This is a genomic window from Cellulomonas sp. zg-ZUI22, from assembly GCF_017353535.1.
GTDB classification, from domain to species: Bacteria; Actinomycetota; Actinomycetes; order Actinomycetales; family Cellulomonadaceae; genus Cellulomonas; species Cellulomonas wangleii.
The window spans coordinates 513,534-533,013 of sequence record NZ_JAFMUZ010000002.1 but is presented as its reverse complement, the minus strand read 5'-3'; the positions used below and the strand labels follow the sequence as shown (position 1 = coordinate 533,013).

Genomic DNA, 19,480 nt, shown 5'->3' with positions numbered 1-19,480 from the left:
GACGTCCCTGGGTGAAAAACGGCGCCGCTCGCGCAGCCGGTGAACCGTCCAGATCGCCCGCATGGCCGACACGCGGGCGACACGCCGCGCGGGGGGAGTGCACGCGGACCCACGGACCCGTGCTGGCCTGCGCCGATCTCGCTGACCTGGCCGTACGTCCCCTTGACAGGGTGGGTCAGACGGGTAGTTTCGCAGTGGCCCGTCGTTGCGGGCACCGGAGGGGGACCCACGAGCCACTGACCGGTGCCGCACGGTCCGAGCTCCGACCGGGTCCGCGCGCTCAACAGAAAACGGCAGGACTCGTCCTCGCCGGTACGAAGGGCGCGCGGGCCGGTCGGTCGGGCCGGCCGTGCGGTCCCCGGTCGTCACCGGGGCCTCGACGGGGCCCCTCCGGAGGCTGACGTACGCTGCTGCGGTGCCCGTCCCACCGTCCGCCCGCTGGCTGACGCTCGTCCTGGCCGCCGCGGGCGGCCTGGTCACGCGTCTCGCCTTCCCGGAGCCCGGCCTGTCGCTCCTGGCCCCGGTGGGCATGGCACTGCTGTACCTGGCGCTGCGCCGCGACTCCGCCGCCTGGAACGCCCTGGTCGGCCTCGTGTGGGGCCTGACGTGCTTCGGGCCCATGATCACGTGGGCGAACGACGCGGTCGGGCCGGTCCCGTGGCTGGCACTGACGGTGTTCGAGGCAGGCTACGTGGCGCTCTTCGGCGCCGCGTGGGCCTGGGCCAGGCGCGGTCACGCGGTCTGGCGCAGCGGCGCGTGGCAGCTCGCGGCGTTCGTGGTGCTGTGGGTCGGCGTCGAGGAGCTGCGCTCCGCCTGGCCGTTCGGAGGCTTCCCGTGGGGTCGGCTCGCGTTCTCGCAGGCCGACTCGTCGCTGTCCGCGTACATGTGGCTCGGCGGCACCCCGGTGCTCAGCGCCGTCGTCGCAGCACTCGGCGTGCTGCTGGCACGGGCCGTGCTCGCGGCGGGGCAGGTCGCCCTGGGTCGGACCGCCGGTGCCCTGGCCGCCGCCGGTGCCCTGGTCGTCGGGTCGCTGCTCATCCCGCTGGACACCGTCGCGCAGCAGGGGACCCTGCGGGTCGGGGCGGTGCAGGGCAACGTGCCGGAGCCCGGCAAGCTCGACGCGTTCGGCGAGCGCCGTCAGGTCCTCGACAACCACGTCGCCGGCACCCGGGCGCTGCTCGAGGACGTCCAGCCGGGCGACCTGGACCTCGTGCTCTGGCCGGAGAACGGCACGGACATCGACCCGCAGGTCGACGCCGAGGCAGCGGGCCTCATCGACGGCGTCGCGCAGGAGGTGGGTGCACCGGTGCTCGTGGGCACCGTGGAGTACCCCGACGCCGGGGGCCGGTACAACACGGCGCTGCTGTGGCAGCCGGGGGAGGGGCCGGTGGCCCGCTACTCCAAGCAGCGGCCCGCGCCGTTCGCCGAGTACATCCCGATGCGCTCGTTCGTGCGGCACTTCTCCGACGCCGTCGACCTGGTGTCGCGCGACATGCTGCCCGGCACCGAGCCCGGCGTCATCCCGGTCGAGTCGTCCCGCCTGGGCCGCACCGTGGTCGTGGGTGACGTGATCTGCTTCGAGGTCGCCTACGACGCCATCGTCCGTGACGCGGTCAGCGAGGGTGGCGAGCTGCTCGTGGTGCAGACCAACAACGCGTCGTTCGGCTGGTCGGACGAGTCCACGCAGCAGCTGGCGATGTCGCGGCTGCGTGCGATCGAGCACGGACGCGCGACCGTGCAGATCTCGACGGTCGGCGTGAGCGCGGTCATCGAGCCCAACGGTGTCGTCACGCAGCGCACGGAGCTGTTCACCGACGCCGAGATGATCGCGAACCTGCCGCTGCGCGAGTCCCTGACGCCCGCGACGCGCGCGGGCGACTGGCCGGCGCTGGTCGCCGACGTGCTCGCCGTGTGGGTGGTCCTGGCGGGCATGGTGGGCGCGGCCAGGCTGCCGCGGGCCGAGCGGCCCGACGGCCCCGCCTGAGACCTCCGTCGACGCTCCTGGGCACCGCCGGGCGCCGGTGCCGCATCGCCTCGGAAGAGGCCGTCATCGTCGTGGGACCGCACCGCCGGGCCGACGCAGCACGACGCCCCGGTGTCTCCACCGGGGCGTCGTCGGGTTGTGCGGTGCGCGTCGTCAGGCGCTGCGGCGCAGCTTGCCCGCGCGCAGCAGGCCGAGGCGCTCGTCGAGCAGCTCCTGCAGCTCGTTCACCGTGCGCCGCTCGAGGAGCATGTCCCAGTGCGTGCGCGGGGGCTTGCCGGCCTTGGCCTCGGGCTGCGCCGCGTCGCGCAGCAGAGCCTCGGCACCGCAGCGGCACTCCCAGACCACCGGCACGTCCGCCTCCACGGAGAACGGCAGGATGATGGTGTGGCCGTTGGGGCAGTCGTAGTGCGCCTGGAGCCGAGGGGCGAAGTCGACGCCCTCCTCGGTCTCCATGCTGTGGGACCCGATGCGCATGCCGCGCAGGGACCTGTTGGCCATGTGGACCTCCGTGCCGTGTCGTCCCGGTGGACCCGCTCGTGGTGGGCCCTGCCGGATCGTGAGTCGAATCGTTCTGCTACCTGACTGTCAACGCGGCCGGGTACCCCGATGTTCCGGCCGACCGTGAAGGTCTGGTGAACACCCCTCCGTGCGCCGCACGCACGTCGCGGTGGAGACCCCACCCTGTCAGGAACCGGCGCCCGTCGCGCGTCGGGGGAGCGCCGGACGGGGGACGGCGGCACCCCGGTGGGCGACGTGCCCACATCGAGCCGCGCGGCACGCTCGGGCGCTGCGTTGCGTCCTGCGGACCGCTCCCGGGCGGCGGGCCCGTCCCCGCGGCGCGCGGGTCGGGGGGTCCCTAGGGTGGGCGCCATGACGATGACGTACCGCCGGCTGGGCGACAGCGGACTGACGGTCTCCACGGCCGGCCTCGGGTGCAACACGTTCGGCGCGACGCTGGACCCCGAGGGTGTGGGGGCGGTGGTCGGGGCTGCGCTCGACGCGGGCGTCACCCTGTTCGACACCGCCGACGTGTACGGGGGAGTGCCGGGGCAGAGCGAGGAGTTGCTGGGCGCCGCGCTGCGGGGCCACCGCGACGACGTCGTCGTGGCGACCAAGTTCGGGATGGACGTGCGCGGCCTGCACGGCGCCGACTGGGGCGCTCGCGGGTCCCGGCGGTACGTCCGCCGGGCGATCGAGGGTTCGCTGCGCCGGCTGGGCACGGACCACGTCGACCTGTACCAGCTGCACGCACCCGACCCCGGCACCCCGGTCGAGGAGACGCTGGCCGCGCTGCACGAGCTCGTCGTCGAGGGCAAGGTCCGGTACCTGGGGTCCTCGAACCTCGCGGCCTGGCAGGTGGTCGACGCCGACTGGGCCGCACGGACCGCCGGGACGACTCCGTTCGTCTCCGCCCAGAACCGGTACAACCTGCTGGACCGCGGCGCCGAGGCCGAGCTCGTGCCGGCCGCCGAGCACGTGGGCGTCGGCATCCTGCCGTACGTCCCGCTCGCATCCGGCCTGCTGACGGGCAAGTACCGCCGCGGTGAGGCGGCGCCGGCGGGCAGCCGGCTGGCACGTATGCCGCAGCGGCTGGCCGCGGCGGACTTCGACCGCATCGAGGCGCTCGCCGCGCTCGCTGCCGACTGGGGGGTCGACCTGCCCACGGTGGCGCTCGGCGGCCTGGCGGCGCAGCCGGCCGTGGCGTCGATCATCTCGGGTGCCCGCACGCCCGAGCAGGTGCGTGCGAACGTGGCCGCGGCGCTGTGGGAGCCGACGCTCGAGCAGCTCGCCGCCATCGACGAGGCCGCGCCCGGTCCGGTGTGACCTGCGGCCACGAGCAGGCCTCAGGGCACGACCTCACGGGCCGAGCACGCGTGCGCGGTGCTCGCCGATCGCGACCACGGCGCTGAGCCGCACGCCGTGGTCCGCGGTCGTGGTGCGCAGGGCGTGCTCCCACGCGCGCTCCAACGACCCGCGGTCACCACCGGCCGCCCGCACGACGGCCACGGCCACCGACCCGTCGGGCGCGTCGTGGGTGAGGATGTCCGCCAGTGCGACCACCACCTGCCGGACCTGCGCCGGGTCGGGGTGCAGGGGGATGCCGACGAGGGGCAGCACGACGGGCAGCATCGTGCCGTCCGCGTCGAGCAGCGCGAGCCACAGCGCCGGCGGACCGGCGCGTTCGGGGCCCACGAGCGACAGCATCGCCGCGAGGATGTCGTCGACGTCGCGCAGCGGGTGCGCCGGCAGCACGGGCAGGTCGTCGTCGGGACCGGGGGCGGCCCAGCCGGCCGCGTCGGGCGTGTCCATGCCTCGACCCTGGCCGTGCGGCGCGGGGTGCGGGCGCGCCGACGGACCGGCCGTGGACGCGGCACGGCGGCACCGGGTCTGTGGTCGGTTCGGGGCGCACCCGTGCGGCGTGCCACGGTGACCGCGCGCGGGACTCGTCACGCGGGGACGATCGGCACGTCGCGCGCCGCGCTTGACGTCCACGGCGCGCCCGGGTCCGGACGCAGCGGGGGATCAGGCCCCGGCGAGGGGTCGGACCCGGATCCCGAACTCGCGGCGCAGCGCCCGCCGCGCCGCGAACCACCCGCCCAGGCCGTGCACCCCGGGCCCCGGCGGGGTGGCGGCGGAGCACAGGTAGACCCCGTCGGCACCGGCCGCGTACGGGTCCGCGGCGGCCGTGGGGCGGGCGATGATCTGCCGCAGGCTCACGGCACCGGCGGCGATGTCCCCGCCGACGTAGTTGGCGTTGTGGTCGGCCATCCGGGCCGCGGGGACGCACCGGGACGCGACGACGACGTCGCGGAAGCCCGGGGCGTAGCGCTCGATGTGGCGGGTGACCGCCTCCGTCACGTCGACGTCGGACCCCGCCGGCACGTGCGCGTACGTCCACAGCGGTCGCAACCCGCCACGCACGCGGCCGGGGTCGACCGTGGCCGGGTCGCTGACCAGGCACATCGGCAGGTCGGCGTGGCGTCCGGCGTGCACCTCGGCCTCGGCGCGCGCCATCTGCGGGCGTGTACCGCCCACGTGGACGGTGCCGGCCCGGGCCACGTCGGGGTGCTCCCAGGGCACCGGCCCGGACAGGACGAAGTCGACCTTGGCGGCGCCGTCCCCGTGCCGGTACCGCTCCAGCGCGGTGCGCCGCCCCGGTGCCAGCTCGTCACCGAGCACCTCGAGCAGGGTCCGGGGCGTCGTGTCGAACAGGACGCACCGGGCGTCCGGCAGGTCACGCCGGCTGCGCACCGGATGGTCCGCCACGACGGTGCCGCCGTGGGCGAGCAGGTCGTCGACGAGGGCGGCGACGACCGCACCGGACCCGCCGCGGGGGATCGGCCACCCCTGTCCGGCGTGCGCGAGGGACGCCAGCAGCAGCGCGGTCCCGGCGGCGGCCGGACTGGGCAGGGGAGTGATGGCGTGCGCGGCGACACCGGTCAGCAGCGCGGGCGCGACCTCGTCGCGGAACCGCAGGCCCCACGCGGCCGAGCCCTGCTCGAGCACCCCGAGGCCGAACCGCGCGGCCGTGGCGACGCCGCGCGGGACCAGTCCCGTCGGGACGCTGCGCTTGTCACCCAGCGCCACGCGGACGACGTCGGACGCATGCCCGGACAGCGCACCCACGAGCGCACGCCACGCCGGCCCGTCCGCGCCCAGGCCCGCCACGGTGCGCTCCAGGTCGTGCCATGCCACACCGGCCCGGCCGCCGGGCAGCGGCTGGGCGTACGACGCCTCCGGGACGAGCAGCTCGACACGGCGCTCCAGGCCGATCGCCTGGAAGAAGGGTGACGCCCAGGCCATCGGGTGCACCGCGGAGCACACGTCGTGCACCAGACCGTCGGCCAGTCCCAGGTCCAGCGTGCGGGCACCGCCACCGACGGTCGGCTGCGCCTCGAGGACGGTGACGTCCAACCCGGCACGGGCCATCGTGACGGCCGCGGCCAGTCCGTTCGGGCCGGAGCCGACGACGGCGACATCCACGGTGAGCCCCTTCGGGTCGACGTCTGACCTCGCGATTCAACCATCCCGGGCAGCCGGTGCCACCGGAGGTGTCGTGCGGCGGCGGCGTGCAGTCCGCGGCCGCCGCACGGTGTCGAACCGTGCGTGCGGGACGTGCGAGCAAACGCCGATAATGCACATTATGTCAGAACAGCCTGAGCGAGGCCGTCTTCCACACCGCCGGCGCCCGCCGCCACGTCCCCCGCTGTCCGCTCGGCGCGGACCGCTCGGGTCGGCGTGGCCGTGCGTCAGCGCAGACGGTTCCCGGTCAGCGCCCGGCGAGTCCGAGGACGTCCGTGCGGCGGACGTACCGTTCCTCGGTGCGCTGCGGGTCACGCGGCAGCACCTGACGCTCACCCGTGCGCTCGAAGCCGGCGCGCACGTACAGGTCGACGGCCGACGCGTTGTCGTCCACGACCCACAGCGAGACGGTCCGGGCCGAGTCGGCGGCACCGGCGCGCACCACGGCGTCGAGCAACGACCAGCCGATCCCGCGCCGGCGCACCTCGGGCGCGACCCACAACGACACCACGTGCCGGTCGTCGTCCGGTGAGCCCGGCTCCTGCACCAGCGACACCAGGCCGCGCGGCGTGCCCTGCTCGTCCAGCGCGACCCACGTCGAGCTCGTGCGCAGTCGCATGCGCCAGTGCGACTCGGCGAACAGCTCCTCGCGGGCCAGCGACGACCCGAACGCGTCGGGCGACTCGCGCAGCGCCCGCAGCCGGATGTCACGCACGGTCGGCCAGTCGTTCTCGTCGACGCGTCGGATCAGCACGCCGTCAGCATGCCCCATCCGCAGGGCACCGGTGTCGAGGCGCGCTCAACCGACCTCGCGTGCCGTCGGCTCGTCCGGGTCCGCGGGCACCGCCTGGCGTGCCCCGTCTCCCCCGTGGCCAGCCGCGTCCGGGACGGCCCGGGCGGCGTCGGCGACCTCCTCCTCGGGACGCGGCGGGATCGTCTCGTCGTACTCCAGCTCGGGCACCTGCGTGTCGTCGAACGACTCGGTCATGTCGGTCTCCTTCCGGCGGCGCCCACGCTAACCGGGCATGCCCGACCCGGCGAGGCGAGGGCTCCCCTCCCCTGCCGCCGTACCGCGGGGGAAGCCACCGCGGCGGGGCCGGTCCCCGACGGAACCAGGCATCCGGTGTCAGACCACCGCACAACCACCGACCCGGCAGCGTGCGCACCCACCTGCGTGGCCGCGTGTCGGGCAGGGGTTTCGTGACGGGCGACGCGTCCGACTACGGTGGGCGCCGTGCTCGTCCTCGGTGTGTGCAGCCTCAAGGGTGGAGTGGGTAAGACCTCCGTGACGCTGGGGCTCGCCTCGGCGGCTCTCGAACGGGGTCTGCGCACCCTCGTCGTCGACCTCGACCCCCAGGGCGACTCCACGATGGCGCTGGGGACGGCGGCCGCACAGGGCGACGTCGCGTCGGTGCTCGACGCACCGTCCGCGCAGACCGTGGCGGCGGCGACGGCCCCGTCGTCGTGGGCCGACCACGGGCTCGACGTCCTGGTCGGCTCCGAGCGGTCCGTCATGCACGACCGCGTCGACGACGCCGATGCCGACCGGCTGCGCTACGCGCTGTCCTGGGTCGCCGGGTATGACCTCGTCCTCATCGACTGCCCGCCGTCGCTCGGCGGGCTCACGCGCACCGGCCTGACGGCGTGCGACCGTGCCGTGGTGGTCACCGAGCCCGGCCTGTTCGCCGTCATGGCGGTCGGCCGCGCGATGCGGACCATCGACGAGCTGCGCCGCGGGCCGGCGCCGTCGCTGCAGCCGCTCGGCATCGCGGTCAACCGCGTGCGGGCGCGCTCGGTCGAGCAGGCCTACCGCCTGCAGGAGCTCCAGACGCTCTACGGACCGCTGGTGCTGACACCGAGCATCCCCGAACGCGCTGCGCTGCAGCAGGCACAGGGCGCCGCGCAGCCGGTGCACGTGTGGCCCGGCGCCGCGGCGGCCGAGCTGGCCGACGTGTTCGACCAGCTCCTCGACCGGGCCCTGCGGGCACCGCGTCGCTGACGGGCACGACCGCTCCCCCCGCTGCCCGACCCCGCCGGCTCCCCCGCGGCGACGCCCGGCCCAGCGCACCAGAGGCAGCCATTAGCTGTCGCACGCAGGCCACGCAGCCACCGGACGGTGCCGGCGAGCGACCAGACGCAGACGGACCTCCGCGACAACGCGACGGTCCGCGTGGTGCGGCGGACGGGTCAGCCGGCGGTGCGAGCCCGGCGACGCTGGGCGAGCTCGTCGTGGCCCGTGGCGGCGGGGGCGTCGTCGTCCGCGCGCTCACGCGGGAGCTCGGCGAGCGTGCCCTCGACCTCGCGCCAGACACGACCCACGGCGATGCCGAACACGCCCTGACCGCCCTGGACGAGGTCGATGACCTCGTCGGCCGACGTGCACTCGTACACGCTCGCGCCGTCGGACATCAGGGTGATCTGCGCCAGGTCCTCGACGCCGCGCTCGCGCAGGTGGCCCACCGCCGCGCGGATCTGCTGCAGGGACACGCCCGTGTCGAGCAGCCGCTTGACGACCTTGAGCACGAGGATGTCGCGGAACGAGTAGAGCCGCTGCGTGCCGGACCCCGTCGCGGGGCGGACCGACGGCTCCACGAGCCCGGTGCGCGCCCAGTAGTCGAGCTGGCGGTACGTGATGCCGGCGGCACGGCAGGCCGTCGGCCCGCGGTACCCGGTCGTCACGTCGAGGTCGGGCAGGTCGTCGTCGAACAGCAGGCCCTGCGCGTGCTGAGGGACAGCGCCGGTGTCGTCGGCACTCTCGTTGCGGATCACGGGGCCCTCCCTCGGCGGCGCCCGAGGGCGTCCGCGCTGTACTGGTACGTCGGCAACGCTAGGCCCGGCATGACGGGGGCGCAACGAACGCCCCCGGCGTGTCGGTGTCGATCGCCTCACCTTCAGGTCGACGTCGAAGGTCACCACCCGGACGGCTCAACCGCCCCGCGCCCCGCCCTCCGGGCCGGGATCAGGGCCGATCTCGAAGTCCTCGGCCGAGACGTGGTCCAGGAACTCCCGGAACTGCGCCATGTCCTCCTCGCTGGCCGCCGGCCGGATCTCCACGCCGGCCAGGGCGACCACCTCCGCCGAGCACAGCACGTCGCAGCCGAACCGCAGTGCCACCGCGATCGCGTCCGACGCACGCGCGTCCACGTGCCGACCCGACGACAGCACGAGCGCCGCGTGGAACACGCCGTCCTCGAGCCGGTTGATCTCCACGTGGTCGACCGGGGCACCCGCCGCCACCAGCGCGTCGCGCAGCAGGTCGTGCGTCATCGGCCGTGGGGGCACGATCCCGGCCTGGGCCGACGCGATCGCCGACGCCTCCGCCGGCCCGATGAGGATGGGGACGAGCAGCGCGGCGTCGGGGTCCAGGAGCAGCACGACGATCTCGTCGTCGGCCAGGTGCGTACGCACGCCGACGACCTCGACCGGCACCATCTCGGGTTCCACGCCCACGACGCCCACGCTACGTCGCGCAGGGCGCGACGTCTGCCCGGGAGCGGAACAGGGGTGGCGCCCGCGGTCACACGGACGCGGGGAGGCTCAGGGCGCCATCTCGTGGACCGAGGAGCGCACCAGGGCGGTGTGCATGCGGGCGCACAGCTCCCCCACCTCGGCGGCGAGCGTGCCCGCCCGCGCGCGCGCCGACACGCTGCGCTGACCGCGCCACGGGGCGACGACCTGGTCCACGAGGTCGGCCTGGCGGTCCGCCGCCGCACGGAACGTGCGCAGGTGGCGCGGGTCGATGCCGTGGTCCGCCAACGCGGCGGCCACCGCGACGACCTCGCGCGCCCACGGGTCGAACACGCCGCGGGGGCCGGGCCGCAGGACGCCCTGGGTGACCAGGTCGGCGACGAGCTCGGCGTCGACGCCGGCCTCCTGGGCCAGCCGCTCCGCCGTGAGCCGGGTGGTGTCCGGCACGACCCCGTCACGCGTCGCGAGCCGTGCGCGCGCGGGTGGCTCGGCGTCCTCACCCGCGTCGAGGGCCGCCAGCCGCTCCCCGATGACCTTCAGCGGCATGTACCGGTCGCGCTGCTGACGCAGCACGAAGCGCAGCCGCTCGACGTCCGCCGGGGAGTACTGCCGGTACCCCGCGGGCGTCCGCACCGGCGCGACCAGTCCCTGCTCCTCGAGGAACCGGAGCTTGGACGTGGTGACCGTCGGGAACTCGATGTGCAGCGCGGCCAGGACGTCGGAGATGCGCATCGAGGCACGCCGCGAGATCCCGCGCGGCCACGGCTCGACGGCCAGGTCCCCGTCCTCGACGTCGCCCTCCTGCTCGAGGGCAGCGCTCACAGCGCGGTCAGGACGCGTCACGATGGGGGCTGGGGTGGAACGTCATCCGGTACTTGCCGATCTGCACCTCGTCCCCGGGGCGCAGCACGGCCGCGTCGATCCGCTCGCGGTTGACGTACGTGCCGTTCAGGGAGCCGATGTCCCGCACGACGAACTGGTTCCCGTCGCGCACGAACTCCGCGTGCTTGCGCGACACCGTCACGTCGTCGAGGAAGATGTCGGCGCTCGTGCTACGGCCGGCGGTGGTCCGCTCGGCGTCGAGCAGGAACCGTGCACCGGCGCTCGGGCCGCGCTGCATCAGGAGCAGGGCCGAGGTGGGAGGCAGCGCCTGGACCGCCGCGGCCTCGTCGGACGTCAGCCCGACCGGAGGCGCCTCGGTGTCGGCCGGGTCCAGCGAGCCGAAGCTGACCGTCGTGTCCGGGCCGTCGCCCCGGTAGGCGGGGAGCCCGCCACCCGGCGCCCGTCGATCGTCGCTCATGCGCACCTCCCGTGTCGGTCGCGGGCACCCGTGCGAGCGCGCTCGCCGTCGACCCAGCCTTGCCCACTCACCCTATGCGGTCACGGCGCGAGTGCGCAGCACACCGGCACCGCCGGTCGGGTGACGATCACCCTCAGGGACGCGGTGGAGGGCGCGACGCACCGCCCGGGGGCGGCGCGCGACCGTCATCCCTCGTCGGTGTCCGGCGTGGCGTGGACCGGGTCGGGCAGCTCGCGGACGGCCTCGACGTCCACGCGGTCGGCCTTCTCGACGGTGCCCCGCCCACCGTCGCTGCGCACCCGCGCCAGCGCGCCACCAGGGATCTCGAGCGCCGGCGCGATCGTGTCCGGATCACCGATCACCGTCCAGCGGAACGGCGAGGTGATGACGGTGCCGTCGACCTCGATCGCGCCGCGGACGCCGGTCACCGCGGTGCTCGCCGTGATCCGCTGCCCGTTGAGCTCCATCGCCTCCGCGCCTGCGTTGCGCAGCTCCTCGAGCACGTGGAGCAGGGTGGTGGGGCGGATCTCGCCGTCCGGCTCCGTCAGCGTGATCCGCACCCCGGGACCCGTGGCGGGCAGGCGACCCGTGAGGATCCCCTGCATCGCGGCCGTGCGTCGAGCGGCATCCAGCGCGGCCTGCTGGCGGTCCGACCCGGACAGCAGCTCGTCCCGTTCGCGCTGCAGGTCACGGGACTCCTGCTCGAGCTCGTCGGTGCGGGTGGTGGTCTCGTCGAGCAGCCGCACCAGGTCGTTCTGCCGCAGCGCGCCCAGCTGCGTGTCCGTGGTCTGGCGCACCTGCACCACGAGCGCGAAGCCCAGCAGGGCGCACAGGCCCGCCGTGATGAGCTGGCCCTGCGTGGTGCGCGGACGCATGGCGTGACCGAGGCGAGCCCAGCCGGACCGCGGGGGCCGCGCACCCACGCCTCCCCCGCGCGCGTCGTCGACGGTCGCGCCCGCGGGCGGGGCGGCCGACGCGCCGGCGTCGGCGGGGGCAGCGGCATCCGCCGCCCGGGTCCGGGCGTCCGTGGCGGGTGGCAGGTGCGGGGCGTCGGAGGTCCCGGGCGCACCTTCCCCGAGTGCGCCCTCCCCCTGCTCGTCGGGACCGTGGCCGTCGGTACCCCGCTCGTCGGTACCCCGCTCGTCGGGGACGAGCTCGTCGGAAACCGGCGCGTCGAGGACGACCGGATCCTGACCCGAGGCGTCCTGACCCGGCGCGGCCAGCGGCGTCGGAGCGGCCAGCGGCGGCGGCGTGCCGGTCGCGTCGGACGGACCGAGGTCGCCCAGCCCGAGCGGGTCCCTCGGGTCGATGACGGGACCGTCGTCGCACAGGTCGTCGTCACGCGTCCCGCCGTCACGCACCGGGACCTGACCTGCCTCGTCCGCGGACCCGGCGTCCTGCGGCCGGTCGGGCTCGGCGCCGGTCATGCCTTGAACAGGTGCCGGCGGATCGACGCGGCGTTGGAGAAGATGCGGATGCCGAGCACCACGATGACGGCCGTGGTCATCTGCGAGCCCACGCCGAGCTGGTCACCGAGGAAGACGATGAGTGCGGCCACCACCACGTTCGACAGGAACGAGGTGAGGAACACCCGCTCGTCGAAGATCCCGTCGAGGTAGGCACGCAGGCCGCCGAACAGCGCGTCGAGCGCCGCGACGACCGCGATCGGCAGGTACGGCTGGAGGTTCGCCGGCACGGTCGGCTCGATGAGGAGCCCCGCGACGACGCCGAGCACGAGCCCGATCACCGCGATCACGGCGCCTCCTCTCCGTCGGGACCCCCCGACCCTGCCACATCGGAAGGCGTCGGCCCAGGGCCTTGCGACGCCGTCGACGTGGCGGCGCCGGGGTCCGGGTCGCCGCTCTCCAGGACGCGCGCGGAGCGCAGCGTCAGCTGACCGCGTCCGGGCAGCTCGAGGAGACGCTGCGCGGACACGCGGACGTCGATGCCGTAGCCGGCGAGGGACGCCAGGTGCTGCCCCGTGTACTGCCGCGCCATGCGTGTCTGCATCGTGGCGGCGTCGCCGATCGCCTCGACGGTGTACGGGCTGCTCAGGGGCGTGCTGTCGATGAGCACGGCGTCCCCGGCGCTGCGGATCGCGGTCGTGGAGATCACCCGCTCACCGTTGAGCGCGACGGCCTCCGCCCCGGCCGCCCACAGCCCGTTGACGAGGATCTGCAGGTCGACGTCGAGCACGAGGGCGCCGATGTCGTCCGCCACGGTCTCCTCGTCGCCGTCCGTGACGACGACGCGCAGACCCGGCCCGGACACCGGCACCACCCCGGCCGGGACCGCGTCGTGCTGCAGCTGCGCGAACAGCTCGGGGTCGTCGGTGGCCGCCGCCCGGCCCTGCAGCTGCGCGATCTGCGCCGACAGGTCGGCGTTGATCAGCCGCAGCTCGTCCGCCTGGGCGGTGCGCTCGCGGATCTCCGCCTCGAGCAGCGCGCGCGCCTCGAGCGCCGCCGGCGCGGGCCGCCGCAGCGCCGTCGCGGACGTCGTGGCGAACATGCCGAGCGCCACGGCGAGGACCAGCAGGGCGATCGCGGACAGGACGGTCCGGCGCGGAGCCGTGCCGGCCGCCCGGCGGTCGGCGGCCTCCTGGTACCCCGGGTCGAGCGGTCGTCGGTCGACCTCGGTGAGCAGCGTCATCGACGCGTCGGCCTCGCGCACGGGCCCCGCCTCCGCGTGCCGGGGGCTCACGTGGTCCTCGCGGCACGCCCGTCACGCGCGTCCCGGTGCAGGACGGAGCCCGCCTGCGCGAGGTACAGCGCCCCGGCGAACCAGTAGAGGGCGACCCCCCACAGTGCGCACGCCCACCCCAGCACGCCCGCGACGTCACCGACCGGGGACGGCCACTCCGAGAGCAGCAGCAGCGGGAACGCGTACATGATGGCGAAGGTCCCGGCCTTGCCGGCCAGGTGGACGCGCAGCGGCGGGTACCCCGCCCGGGCGAGCACGACCAGCATGACGCCCAGCACCACGTCACGCGCCACGAGCACCACGACGAGCCACACCGGGATCACGTCGCGCCACGCGAGACCGAGCAGCGTGACGAGGATGAACAGGCGGTCGGCCGCCGGGTCCAGCATCTGCCCCAGCCGCGTGACCTGGTTCATGCGGCGCGCCAGCACGCCGTCGAGCCAGTCGCTGGCACCGGAGACGAGCAGCACGGCCAGCGCCCAGGCGTCGTGCCCCTCGACGACCATCCACGCGAAGACGGGCACGAGGAGCAGCCGCACGAGACTGATCATGTTCGGCACCGTGAGCACACGCGTGCTGACCGGTGGGTCCTGGGTCACCCTCTCCCCCGTCGTCGTCCTGGCGCGATCCTATGTCCCGAGCCGCGTCGCGCGGCCCGCGAGCATCCGTGCGCACACCCGGCGCGCGCCCGCGCGGGTCCCGGGGCGAGCCCGCCGACGCGGTGGCACGCTCGGGGGATGGACGACGCCCGCCTGATCGACGACCTGCTGCGCACCCCCGCCACGTGGGCGGTGGTGGGCCTGTCGACCAACCGGGAGCGTGCCGCCTACGGCGTGTCCGCGTACCTGCAGCGCCTCGGCCACACGATCGTGCCCGTGCACCCCAGCGCCCCCACCGTCCACGGTGCGCCCGGGGTCCGACGGCTGGCCGACCTGCCGGAGCCGCCCGACGTCGTCGACGTCTTCGTCAACAGCTCACGCGCGGGGGCGGTGGTCGACGAGGCGGTCGCCGTCGGCGCACGCGCGGTGTGGCTGCAGCTCGGCGTCCACGCCGACGAGGCCGTCGCGCGCGCCCGCGCCGCGGGCCTGGTCGTCGTCGAGGACGCGTGCCCGGCGATCGAGGGCAGGGCCCGCGGCCTCGGCTGACCTCGTCCTGCGCCGGTGCGTCAGGGGTGCGTGTGCGACGTCACCCGTCTTGACCCCCCGCTTCGCCCACCCTGTGGGTAGAGTGTCCGGGACATCTGGAGTCGTGTCGCATCCCCTCTCGTAGGGCGGTCCGCCGGTCAGCCGGCAGCCACCTCCCGTCTCGTGCACATTGCGTGCGCCGCCCCTGGCGGTGCGTGGTCTGGTTCGGGGTGAGCGACGTCCGGGTCGTCTGACGACGCCCGGCTCTCCCCCACTGCCACCGAACGGTGATCCATGAGCACCCCCCTGCCCTCTGCCATGCCCACGACCTCCGAGGCCGACACGAGCACGTTCGCCGAGCTCGGCCTCGCCCCGCAGATCCTCAGCGCCGTGACCCGCCTCGGGTTCACCGCGCCGACCCCGGTGCAGGCCCGCACCATCCCCGCCCTGCTGTCCGGCCGCGACGTCGTGGGCGTGGCCCAGACCGGCACCGGCAAGACCGCCGCGTTCGGCCTGCCGCTCCTGCAGGCGGTCGACCCCGAGCTCGCCGCGGTGCAGGTGGTCGTGCTGACCCCCACCCGCGAGCTCGCCATGCAGGTCGCCGACGCGCTGACCTCGTTCGCCGCCGACATGCCGGGCCTGCAGGTCGTGCCCGTGTACGGCGGGGCACCGTTCGTCCCGCAGCAGCGGGCCCTTGCCCGCGGTGCCCAGGTCGTCGTCGGCACCCCGGGTCGCGTCATCGACCACATCGAGCGCCGGACCCTTCGCCTCGAGGACGTGCGCTTCCTCGTGCTCGACGAGGCCGACGAGATGCTCCGCATGGGCTTCGCGGAGGACGTCGACAAGGTCCTGTCCGGCACGCCGGCCGGACGGCAGGTCGCCCTGTTCTCGGCGACGATGCCGACGCCGATCCGCCGGGTCGCGGACAAGCACCTCAAGGACCCCGTCTCGGTGTCCGTGACGCGGCAGTCGTCCACGGTCGACGCGGTGAAGCAGTCCTTCGCGGTCGTGCCCTACCGTCACAAGGCCGGTGCGCTGGCCCGCGTGCTCGCGGTCAGCGACGCCGACGCCGCCATCGTCTTCGTGCGCACCCGCGAGGCCGCCGAGGAGATGGGCAACGCGCTCCTGCAGCGGGGGATCGCCGCCGCGCACATCTCCGGGGACGTCGCCCAGTCGGACCGTGAGCGGATCGTCGAGCGTCTGCGCTCCGGCGCGCTCGACGTCCTCGTGGCCACCGACGTCGCCGCCCGCGGGCTCGACGTGGAGCGCATCGGTCTGGTCGTGAACCTCGACCTGCCCCGCGAGGCGGAGTCCTACGTGCACCGCATCGGCCGCACCGGCCGCGCCGGCCGCACCGGTGAGGCGCTGACGTTCATCACCCCTGCCGAGCGGTCCCGCCTGCGGCAGATCGAGCGGACCATCCGCGTCACCCTCACCGAGATCGCCATCCCGACGCCGGCGGAGGTCAGCGCGCACCGTGCGACCGCGATGCTGGCTCGGACCGCCGAGCGCCTCGCCGCCGGTCGCCTGGAGGTCGTGCGCCAGGCCGTCGTGGAGCACCTCGCCGCGAACCCCGACCTCGACCCGGTCGACGTGCTGACCGCGGTCACCGCGCTGGCCGTCGGCGACACCGGGCCCGGTGCTGCGTCCGAGGTCGAGGACCTCGACGACGCGGTGCGTCGCGCCCGCGAGGCCCGCACCGACGAGGTGCGTGGCGGGCACGGGGCCGGCCCGCGTCGGCGTCCCGGGACCACCGGGCCCAGCGGGCGCCCCCGCTACCGCGTCTCGATCGGCGAGCGCGACGGCCTGCAGCCGGGCGCCCTGGTCGGCGCGCTGACCGGCGAGGGTGGCCTCACCGGCAAGGACGTCGGCAAGATCGACATCTTCGGCAGCTTCGCGCTCGTCGACATCCCGGACGGGCTGAGCGCCGACGTCGTCGACCGCCTCGGCCGCACGCGGGTCGCCGGACGCCCGCTGCGGATCCGCCTCGACACCGGGCCGCAGGCGTCGCGCGGCCCGGCGCGCGGCGAGCGGACGCACCGCACGCACGCCTGACCCGACCGCCGGCGCACGCCGGCACAAGGTCGTCCGGACGGGGCGTCACCGTGAGGTGACGCCCCGTCCGTCGTCCGTGGTGCGGTGGCCGTGCGGCGGCGTCAGCGGACGGCGGTGTTCCGCGGGTCGCTGCGCGCCTGCCCGCGCAGCAGCACGATGTCGGCCTCGCGCAGCACCTCGGTGACGTCGCGCATGCCGCGCACCGACCCGATGACCCCGATGGCGATGCGCGGGCCGATCTCCCGCCGCAGCCGCTCGAGCAGCTCGGTGAGCCGGTCCGGCATCCCGCCGGCGCCGACGTCGTCGACCAGGATCGCGAAGTCGTCCTCCCCCGTGCGTGCCGTCGTGTCGCCCTCCCGCAGGGGACGGCGCAGCTGACGCACCACCTCGCGGTGGACGTCCGGCGCGTGGTCCTCGTCGCGCTGGACCGCGCCGCCGTCCACGACGCGGACGAACGCCACGGCACAGTCGTACGCGGCCGACCGCCGGCACCGCAGCAGCGCGGCCCCCAGCCGGTCGAGGAACAGCAGCCGGTTCACCAGGCCCGTCTCCGGGTCGTGCAGGGCGTCGCGCTGCAGGGCGATCTCGGCCTCCTTGCGCTCGGTCACGTCGACCAGCGTCCCGACGAGCCGCGACGGGCACCCCGCGTCGTCGAGGACGGTCACCGCGCGGCACATCATCCAGCGGTAGTCCCCCGACTGCGTCCGCACCCGGTGCTCGAGCTCCAGGGGCGTCCCGCACCCGGCGAGCTGCGCGGCGATCGCGGCGGACAGCTCGTCGCGGTCGGCGGGGTGCACGCGCTCGAGCCACTCCGACGGCTGGTCCCCGATGACGTCCTCGGCGTACCCGAGCGTCTGCTTCCACCGCGGCGAGTAGTACACCGCGCCCGCCGAGACGTCCCAGTCCCAGGTCCCGTCGTGCGCGGCCATGGACGCCAGCGCGTACCGCTCCTCGCTCTCGCGGACCGTGTCGGCCAGCGCCCGCTCGCGGGCGGCCGCCTGCTCCAGCGCCTTGCGCTGCTCGCGCAGCGATCCCAGCAGCCGCTCCTGGTCGAGGGCGACGGCGAGCAGCGCGGCCCAGTGGTTGAACCGGTCCCGCGGCTGCGTCGCCCGCGTCTCGACCGTCCCGTCGATCGCGAGCAGGCCCCAGTCGCTGCCGCCGAACGTGACCGGCACGACGAACGTCAGCTCGTTGGACCCCACGGTGCCCGCCCGCGTCAGCGCGGGGGGCGGGAACTGGCTCGCGGTGGTCCGCACCCCGACGAGCCGCGAGAGCGTCCCGCTGGTGTCGTGCACACCGACGATCTCCATCTCCCGGTCCCCGGGGCCGCGGTCCGTGCCGACCCACAGGCCCAGGCACGCGTGACCGCGCACCCCGCGCGGCAGCCACCCCAGCGCACGCGGGCTGGCGCCGTCGCCCCGCAGCAGGTCCATGTCGACCTCGTACTGGTCGACGATCGTGCGCTCGAGCTGACCGCTGCGGGCCAGCATCGCGCGGGTGCACCCCTTGGTCACCGCGAGCAGCACGTCGGTGACCGCGCGGCGCACCGCCGGCTCGTGCCCGGCGCGGGCCTCGTCGAGCGACTCGACGCGACGCCGCTCCACCGTGCGCAGCACCGCCACCATCTGCTCGAGCGCCTCGGGGTGCGGCTGCAGCGCCGCGGTGAGGTCCGACAGGCGACCGAGCGCGGCCGGCGCCGGTGAGACGCCACGCTCGGCGGCGACCTCGACGGGCTCCTCCACGGCACGCCACCACGTCTCGCGGGCGTCGGGGCCGGTGCGCCGCGACACGGCCGAGCCGGCCGGGCCGGCGAACGCGGAGTCGGCCAGCCGGCGCAGCAGCTCGGACCCGGTGACGTCCCCGCCCTCCTGCCCGGGCGACGTGACCTCGGTGCACCCGCAGGACTCACGCACCACCAGGGACGACGGCACCCGGTGCTCCCCCGGCATGACGTCGTCGCCGCGCATGCGCGCCAGCAGCAGCCCGACGGCGTGCTCACCGACGCGCCCGAAGTGCGCGTCCACGGTCGACAGCCGCGGGCTCACCCGTGCACCGGAGTCGGCGTGGTCGAACGCGACGACCGCCTGGTCACGCGGCAGCACGAGCCCGTGCGAGCGCAGCGCGCGCTGGAACCCGACGGCGTTGCGGTCGGTCGCGGCGATGACGGCGGTGGTGGGTGTCCCGGCCTGCAGCATCCGGGCGGCCGCGTCGACGCCGCCCTGCTCCTGGTTGTCCGACGCCTCGTACCACCAGGAGTCGTCGGAGTCGATGCCGTGCTCGGCCAGCGTCGTCCGGTAGGCAGCGAAGCGCTCGCGCATGTCGCGCTGCCCCAGGTTCCCGAGGAACCCGATGGCGGTGTGCCCGTGCCAGATCAGGTGCTCGACGGCCGCGCGGACGCCACCGACGTTGTCGGGCACGACCACCGGGTCGTCGGGGTGCGCAGGGTCCTCGCTGATGAGGACCACCGGGACGCCCCACTCGCGCACGGCCGCGAGCCGCTCCGGGCTCAGCGCCTTGCCGATGACGACGAGCCCGTCGACCGCACCCAGCGCCACCGGGGTGTCGAGCACCGACTCCTCGGGGTAGCGCTCGCGGTCGAGGCCCGCGGGGTAGGTCTGGACGGCCACCACGCGGTGCCCCACGCCCCGTGCAGCCCGGGCGACGCCGGCGATCAGTGCGCCGAAGTAGAACCCTCCGACGACCGGCGACAGGACTCCGATCGTCCGACGCACCGTGGCGGGAACCCCGCGTCGGACCGTCACCATCTGCCACACCTCGCCCACACCGTCGGAGTCGAGCTGATGCTTTTGACCCACATCGGGCGCA

The 19,480-nt window shown here is 75.1% G+C and carries 19 protein-coding genes; 5 read left to right on the top strand and 14 right to left on the bottom strand.

Annotated features, from left to right (window positions below; all coding sequences use genetic code 11):
• Nucleotides 1-415: 415 nt before the first annotated feature.
• Nucleotides 416-1,984 carry an apolipoprotein N-acyltransferase gene (gene lnt / locus J1G43_RS10165; protein WP_207378394.1) on the top strand — a complete coding sequence of 523 codons (1,569 nt, stop codon included), beginning with the start codon at nucleotides 416-418 and terminating at the stop codon, nucleotides 1,982-1,984.
• Between the two features lie 153 nt (nucleotides 1,985-2,137).
• Here lnt and J1G43_RS10160 read toward each other — a convergent pair whose 3' ends face one another.
• Nucleotides 2,138-2,482 carry an RNA polymerase-binding protein RbpA gene (locus J1G43_RS10160; RefSeq protein WP_207342246.1) on the bottom strand — a complete coding sequence of 115 codons (345 nt, stop codon included), beginning with the start codon at nucleotides 2,480-2,482 and terminating at the stop codon, nucleotides 2,138-2,140.
• A gap of 378 nt (nucleotides 2,483-2,860) precedes the next feature.
• Here J1G43_RS10160 and J1G43_RS10155 point away from each other — a divergent pair, with 378 nt between their 5' ends.
• Nucleotides 2,861-3,808, top strand: a complete 948-nt coding sequence (locus J1G43_RS10155; RefSeq protein WP_207370553.1) for an aldo/keto reductase — start codon at nucleotides 2,861-2,863, stop codon at nucleotides 3,806-3,808.
• A gap of 33 nt (nucleotides 3,809-3,841) precedes the next feature.
• Here the strand turns inward: J1G43_RS10155 and J1G43_RS10150 are convergent, their stop codons facing one another.
• The 4 genes from J1G43_RS10150 to J1G43_RS10135 form a co-directional block, all read right to left on the bottom strand.
• Nucleotides 3,842-4,294 (bottom strand): hypothetical protein, encoded by a 453-nt coding sequence (locus tag J1G43_RS10150; RefSeq protein WP_207342245.1) that lies wholly within the window; start codon nucleotides 4,292-4,294, stop codon nucleotides 3,842-3,844.
• A 213-nt stretch (nucleotides 4,295-4,507) separates the two neighbouring features.
• Nucleotides 4,508-5,968: an NAD(P)/FAD-dependent oxidoreductase gene (locus J1G43_RS10145; protein ID WP_207378393.1), complete on the bottom strand. Its 1,461-nt coding sequence runs from the start codon at nucleotides 5,966-5,968 to the stop codon at nucleotides 4,508-4,510.
• A gap of 286 nt (nucleotides 5,969-6,254) precedes the next feature.
• Nucleotides 6,255-6,761 carry a GNAT family N-acetyltransferase gene (locus tag J1G43_RS10140; protein ID WP_307859547.1) on the bottom strand — a complete coding sequence of 169 codons (507 nt, stop codon included), beginning with the start codon at nucleotides 6,759-6,761 and terminating at the stop codon, nucleotides 6,255-6,257.
• A gap of 45 nt (nucleotides 6,762-6,806) precedes the next feature.
• Nucleotides 6,807-6,995 carry a hypothetical protein gene (locus J1G43_RS10135; RefSeq protein WP_207342242.1) on the bottom strand — a complete coding sequence of 63 codons (189 nt, stop codon included), beginning with the start codon at nucleotides 6,993-6,995 and terminating at the stop codon, nucleotides 6,807-6,809.
• A 246-nt stretch (nucleotides 6,996-7,241) separates the two neighbouring features.
• Here J1G43_RS10135 and J1G43_RS10130 point away from each other — a divergent pair, with 246 nt between their 5' ends.
• Entirely contained in the window at nucleotides 7,242-8,006 is a 765-nt protein-coding gene (locus J1G43_RS10130) for a ParA family protein (protein ID WP_207342241.1), read from the top strand.
• Between the two features lie 188 nt (nucleotides 8,007-8,194).
• Here J1G43_RS10130 and J1G43_RS10125 read toward each other — a convergent pair whose 3' ends face one another.
• The 8 genes from J1G43_RS10125 to J1G43_RS10090 form a co-directional block, all read right to left on the bottom strand.
• On the bottom strand, nucleotides 8,195-8,776 hold the full coding sequence (locus J1G43_RS10125; protein ID WP_089799047.1) for a MerR family transcriptional regulator: 582 nt from the start codon (nucleotides 8,774-8,776) through the stop codon (nucleotides 8,195-8,197).
• Nucleotides 8,777-8,932: 156 nt separating this feature from the next.
• Nucleotides 8,933-9,439 (bottom strand): bifunctional nuclease family protein, encoded by a 507-nt coding sequence (locus tag J1G43_RS10120; protein WP_207342295.1) that lies wholly within the window; start codon nucleotides 9,437-9,439, stop codon nucleotides 8,933-8,935.
• A 105-nt stretch (nucleotides 9,440-9,544) separates the two neighbouring features.
• Nucleotides 9,545-10,297 (bottom strand): MerR family transcriptional regulator, encoded by a 753-nt coding sequence (locus J1G43_RS10115; protein ID WP_249670528.1) that lies wholly within the window; start codon nucleotides 10,295-10,297, stop codon nucleotides 9,545-9,547.
• 7 nt (nucleotides 10,298-10,304) lie between these two features.
• Nucleotides 10,305-10,775 (bottom strand): FHA domain-containing protein, encoded by a 471-nt coding sequence (locus J1G43_RS10110; protein ID WP_207342240.1) that lies wholly within the window; start codon nucleotides 10,773-10,775, stop codon nucleotides 10,305-10,307.
• A 185-nt stretch (nucleotides 10,776-10,960) separates the two neighbouring features.
• The gene (locus J1G43_RS10105; RefSeq protein WP_207370430.1) at nucleotides 10,961-12,202 is read right to left on the bottom strand and encodes a DUF881 domain-containing protein; all 1,242 of its coding nucleotides are present in this window, start codon (nucleotides 12,200-12,202) and stop codon (nucleotides 10,961-10,963) included.
• Nucleotides 12,199-12,531 (bottom strand): small basic family protein, encoded by a 333-nt coding sequence (locus tag J1G43_RS10100; RefSeq protein ID WP_089799054.1) that lies wholly within the window; start codon nucleotides 12,529-12,531, stop codon nucleotides 12,199-12,201. The genes J1G43_RS10105 and J1G43_RS10100 overlap by 4 nt, the downstream gene beginning before the upstream one ends.
• Complete coding sequence (locus tag J1G43_RS10095; RefSeq protein WP_207370431.1) at nucleotides 12,528-13,475, bottom strand: DUF881 domain-containing protein; 948 nt, start codon at nucleotides 13,473-13,475, stop codon at nucleotides 12,528-12,530. The genes J1G43_RS10100 and J1G43_RS10095 overlap by 4 nt, the downstream gene beginning before the upstream one ends.
• On the bottom strand, nucleotides 13,472-14,026 hold the full coding sequence (locus J1G43_RS10090) for a CDP-alcohol phosphatidyltransferase family protein (RefSeq protein ID WP_207370432.1): 555 nt from the start codon (nucleotides 14,024-14,026) through the stop codon (nucleotides 13,472-13,474). Before J1G43_RS10090 ends, J1G43_RS10095 begins: the two co-directional genes overlap by 4 nt.
• A gap of 186 nt (nucleotides 14,027-14,212) precedes the next feature.
• On the opposite strand from J1G43_RS10090, the gene J1G43_RS10085 reads away from it, so the two are divergent.
• Nucleotides 14,213-14,620 (top strand): CoA-binding protein, encoded by a 408-nt coding sequence (locus J1G43_RS10085; protein ID WP_207342236.1) that lies wholly within the window; start codon nucleotides 14,213-14,215, stop codon nucleotides 14,618-14,620.
• Between the two features lie 273 nt (nucleotides 14,621-14,893).
• A complete protein-coding gene (locus J1G43_RS10080; RefSeq protein ID WP_207378392.1) occupies nucleotides 14,894-16,654 on the top strand; it encodes a DEAD/DEAH box helicase in 1,761 nt (586 codons plus the stop codon).
• 101 nt (nucleotides 16,655-16,755) lie between these two features.
• Here the strand turns inward: J1G43_RS10080 and J1G43_RS10075 are convergent, their stop codons facing one another.
• A complete protein-coding gene (locus J1G43_RS10075) occupies nucleotides 16,756-19,470 on the bottom strand; it encodes a substrate-binding domain-containing protein (RefSeq protein WP_307859546.1) in 2,715 nt (904 codons plus the stop codon).
• Between the last annotated feature and the right edge of the window lie 10 nt (nucleotides 19,471-19,480).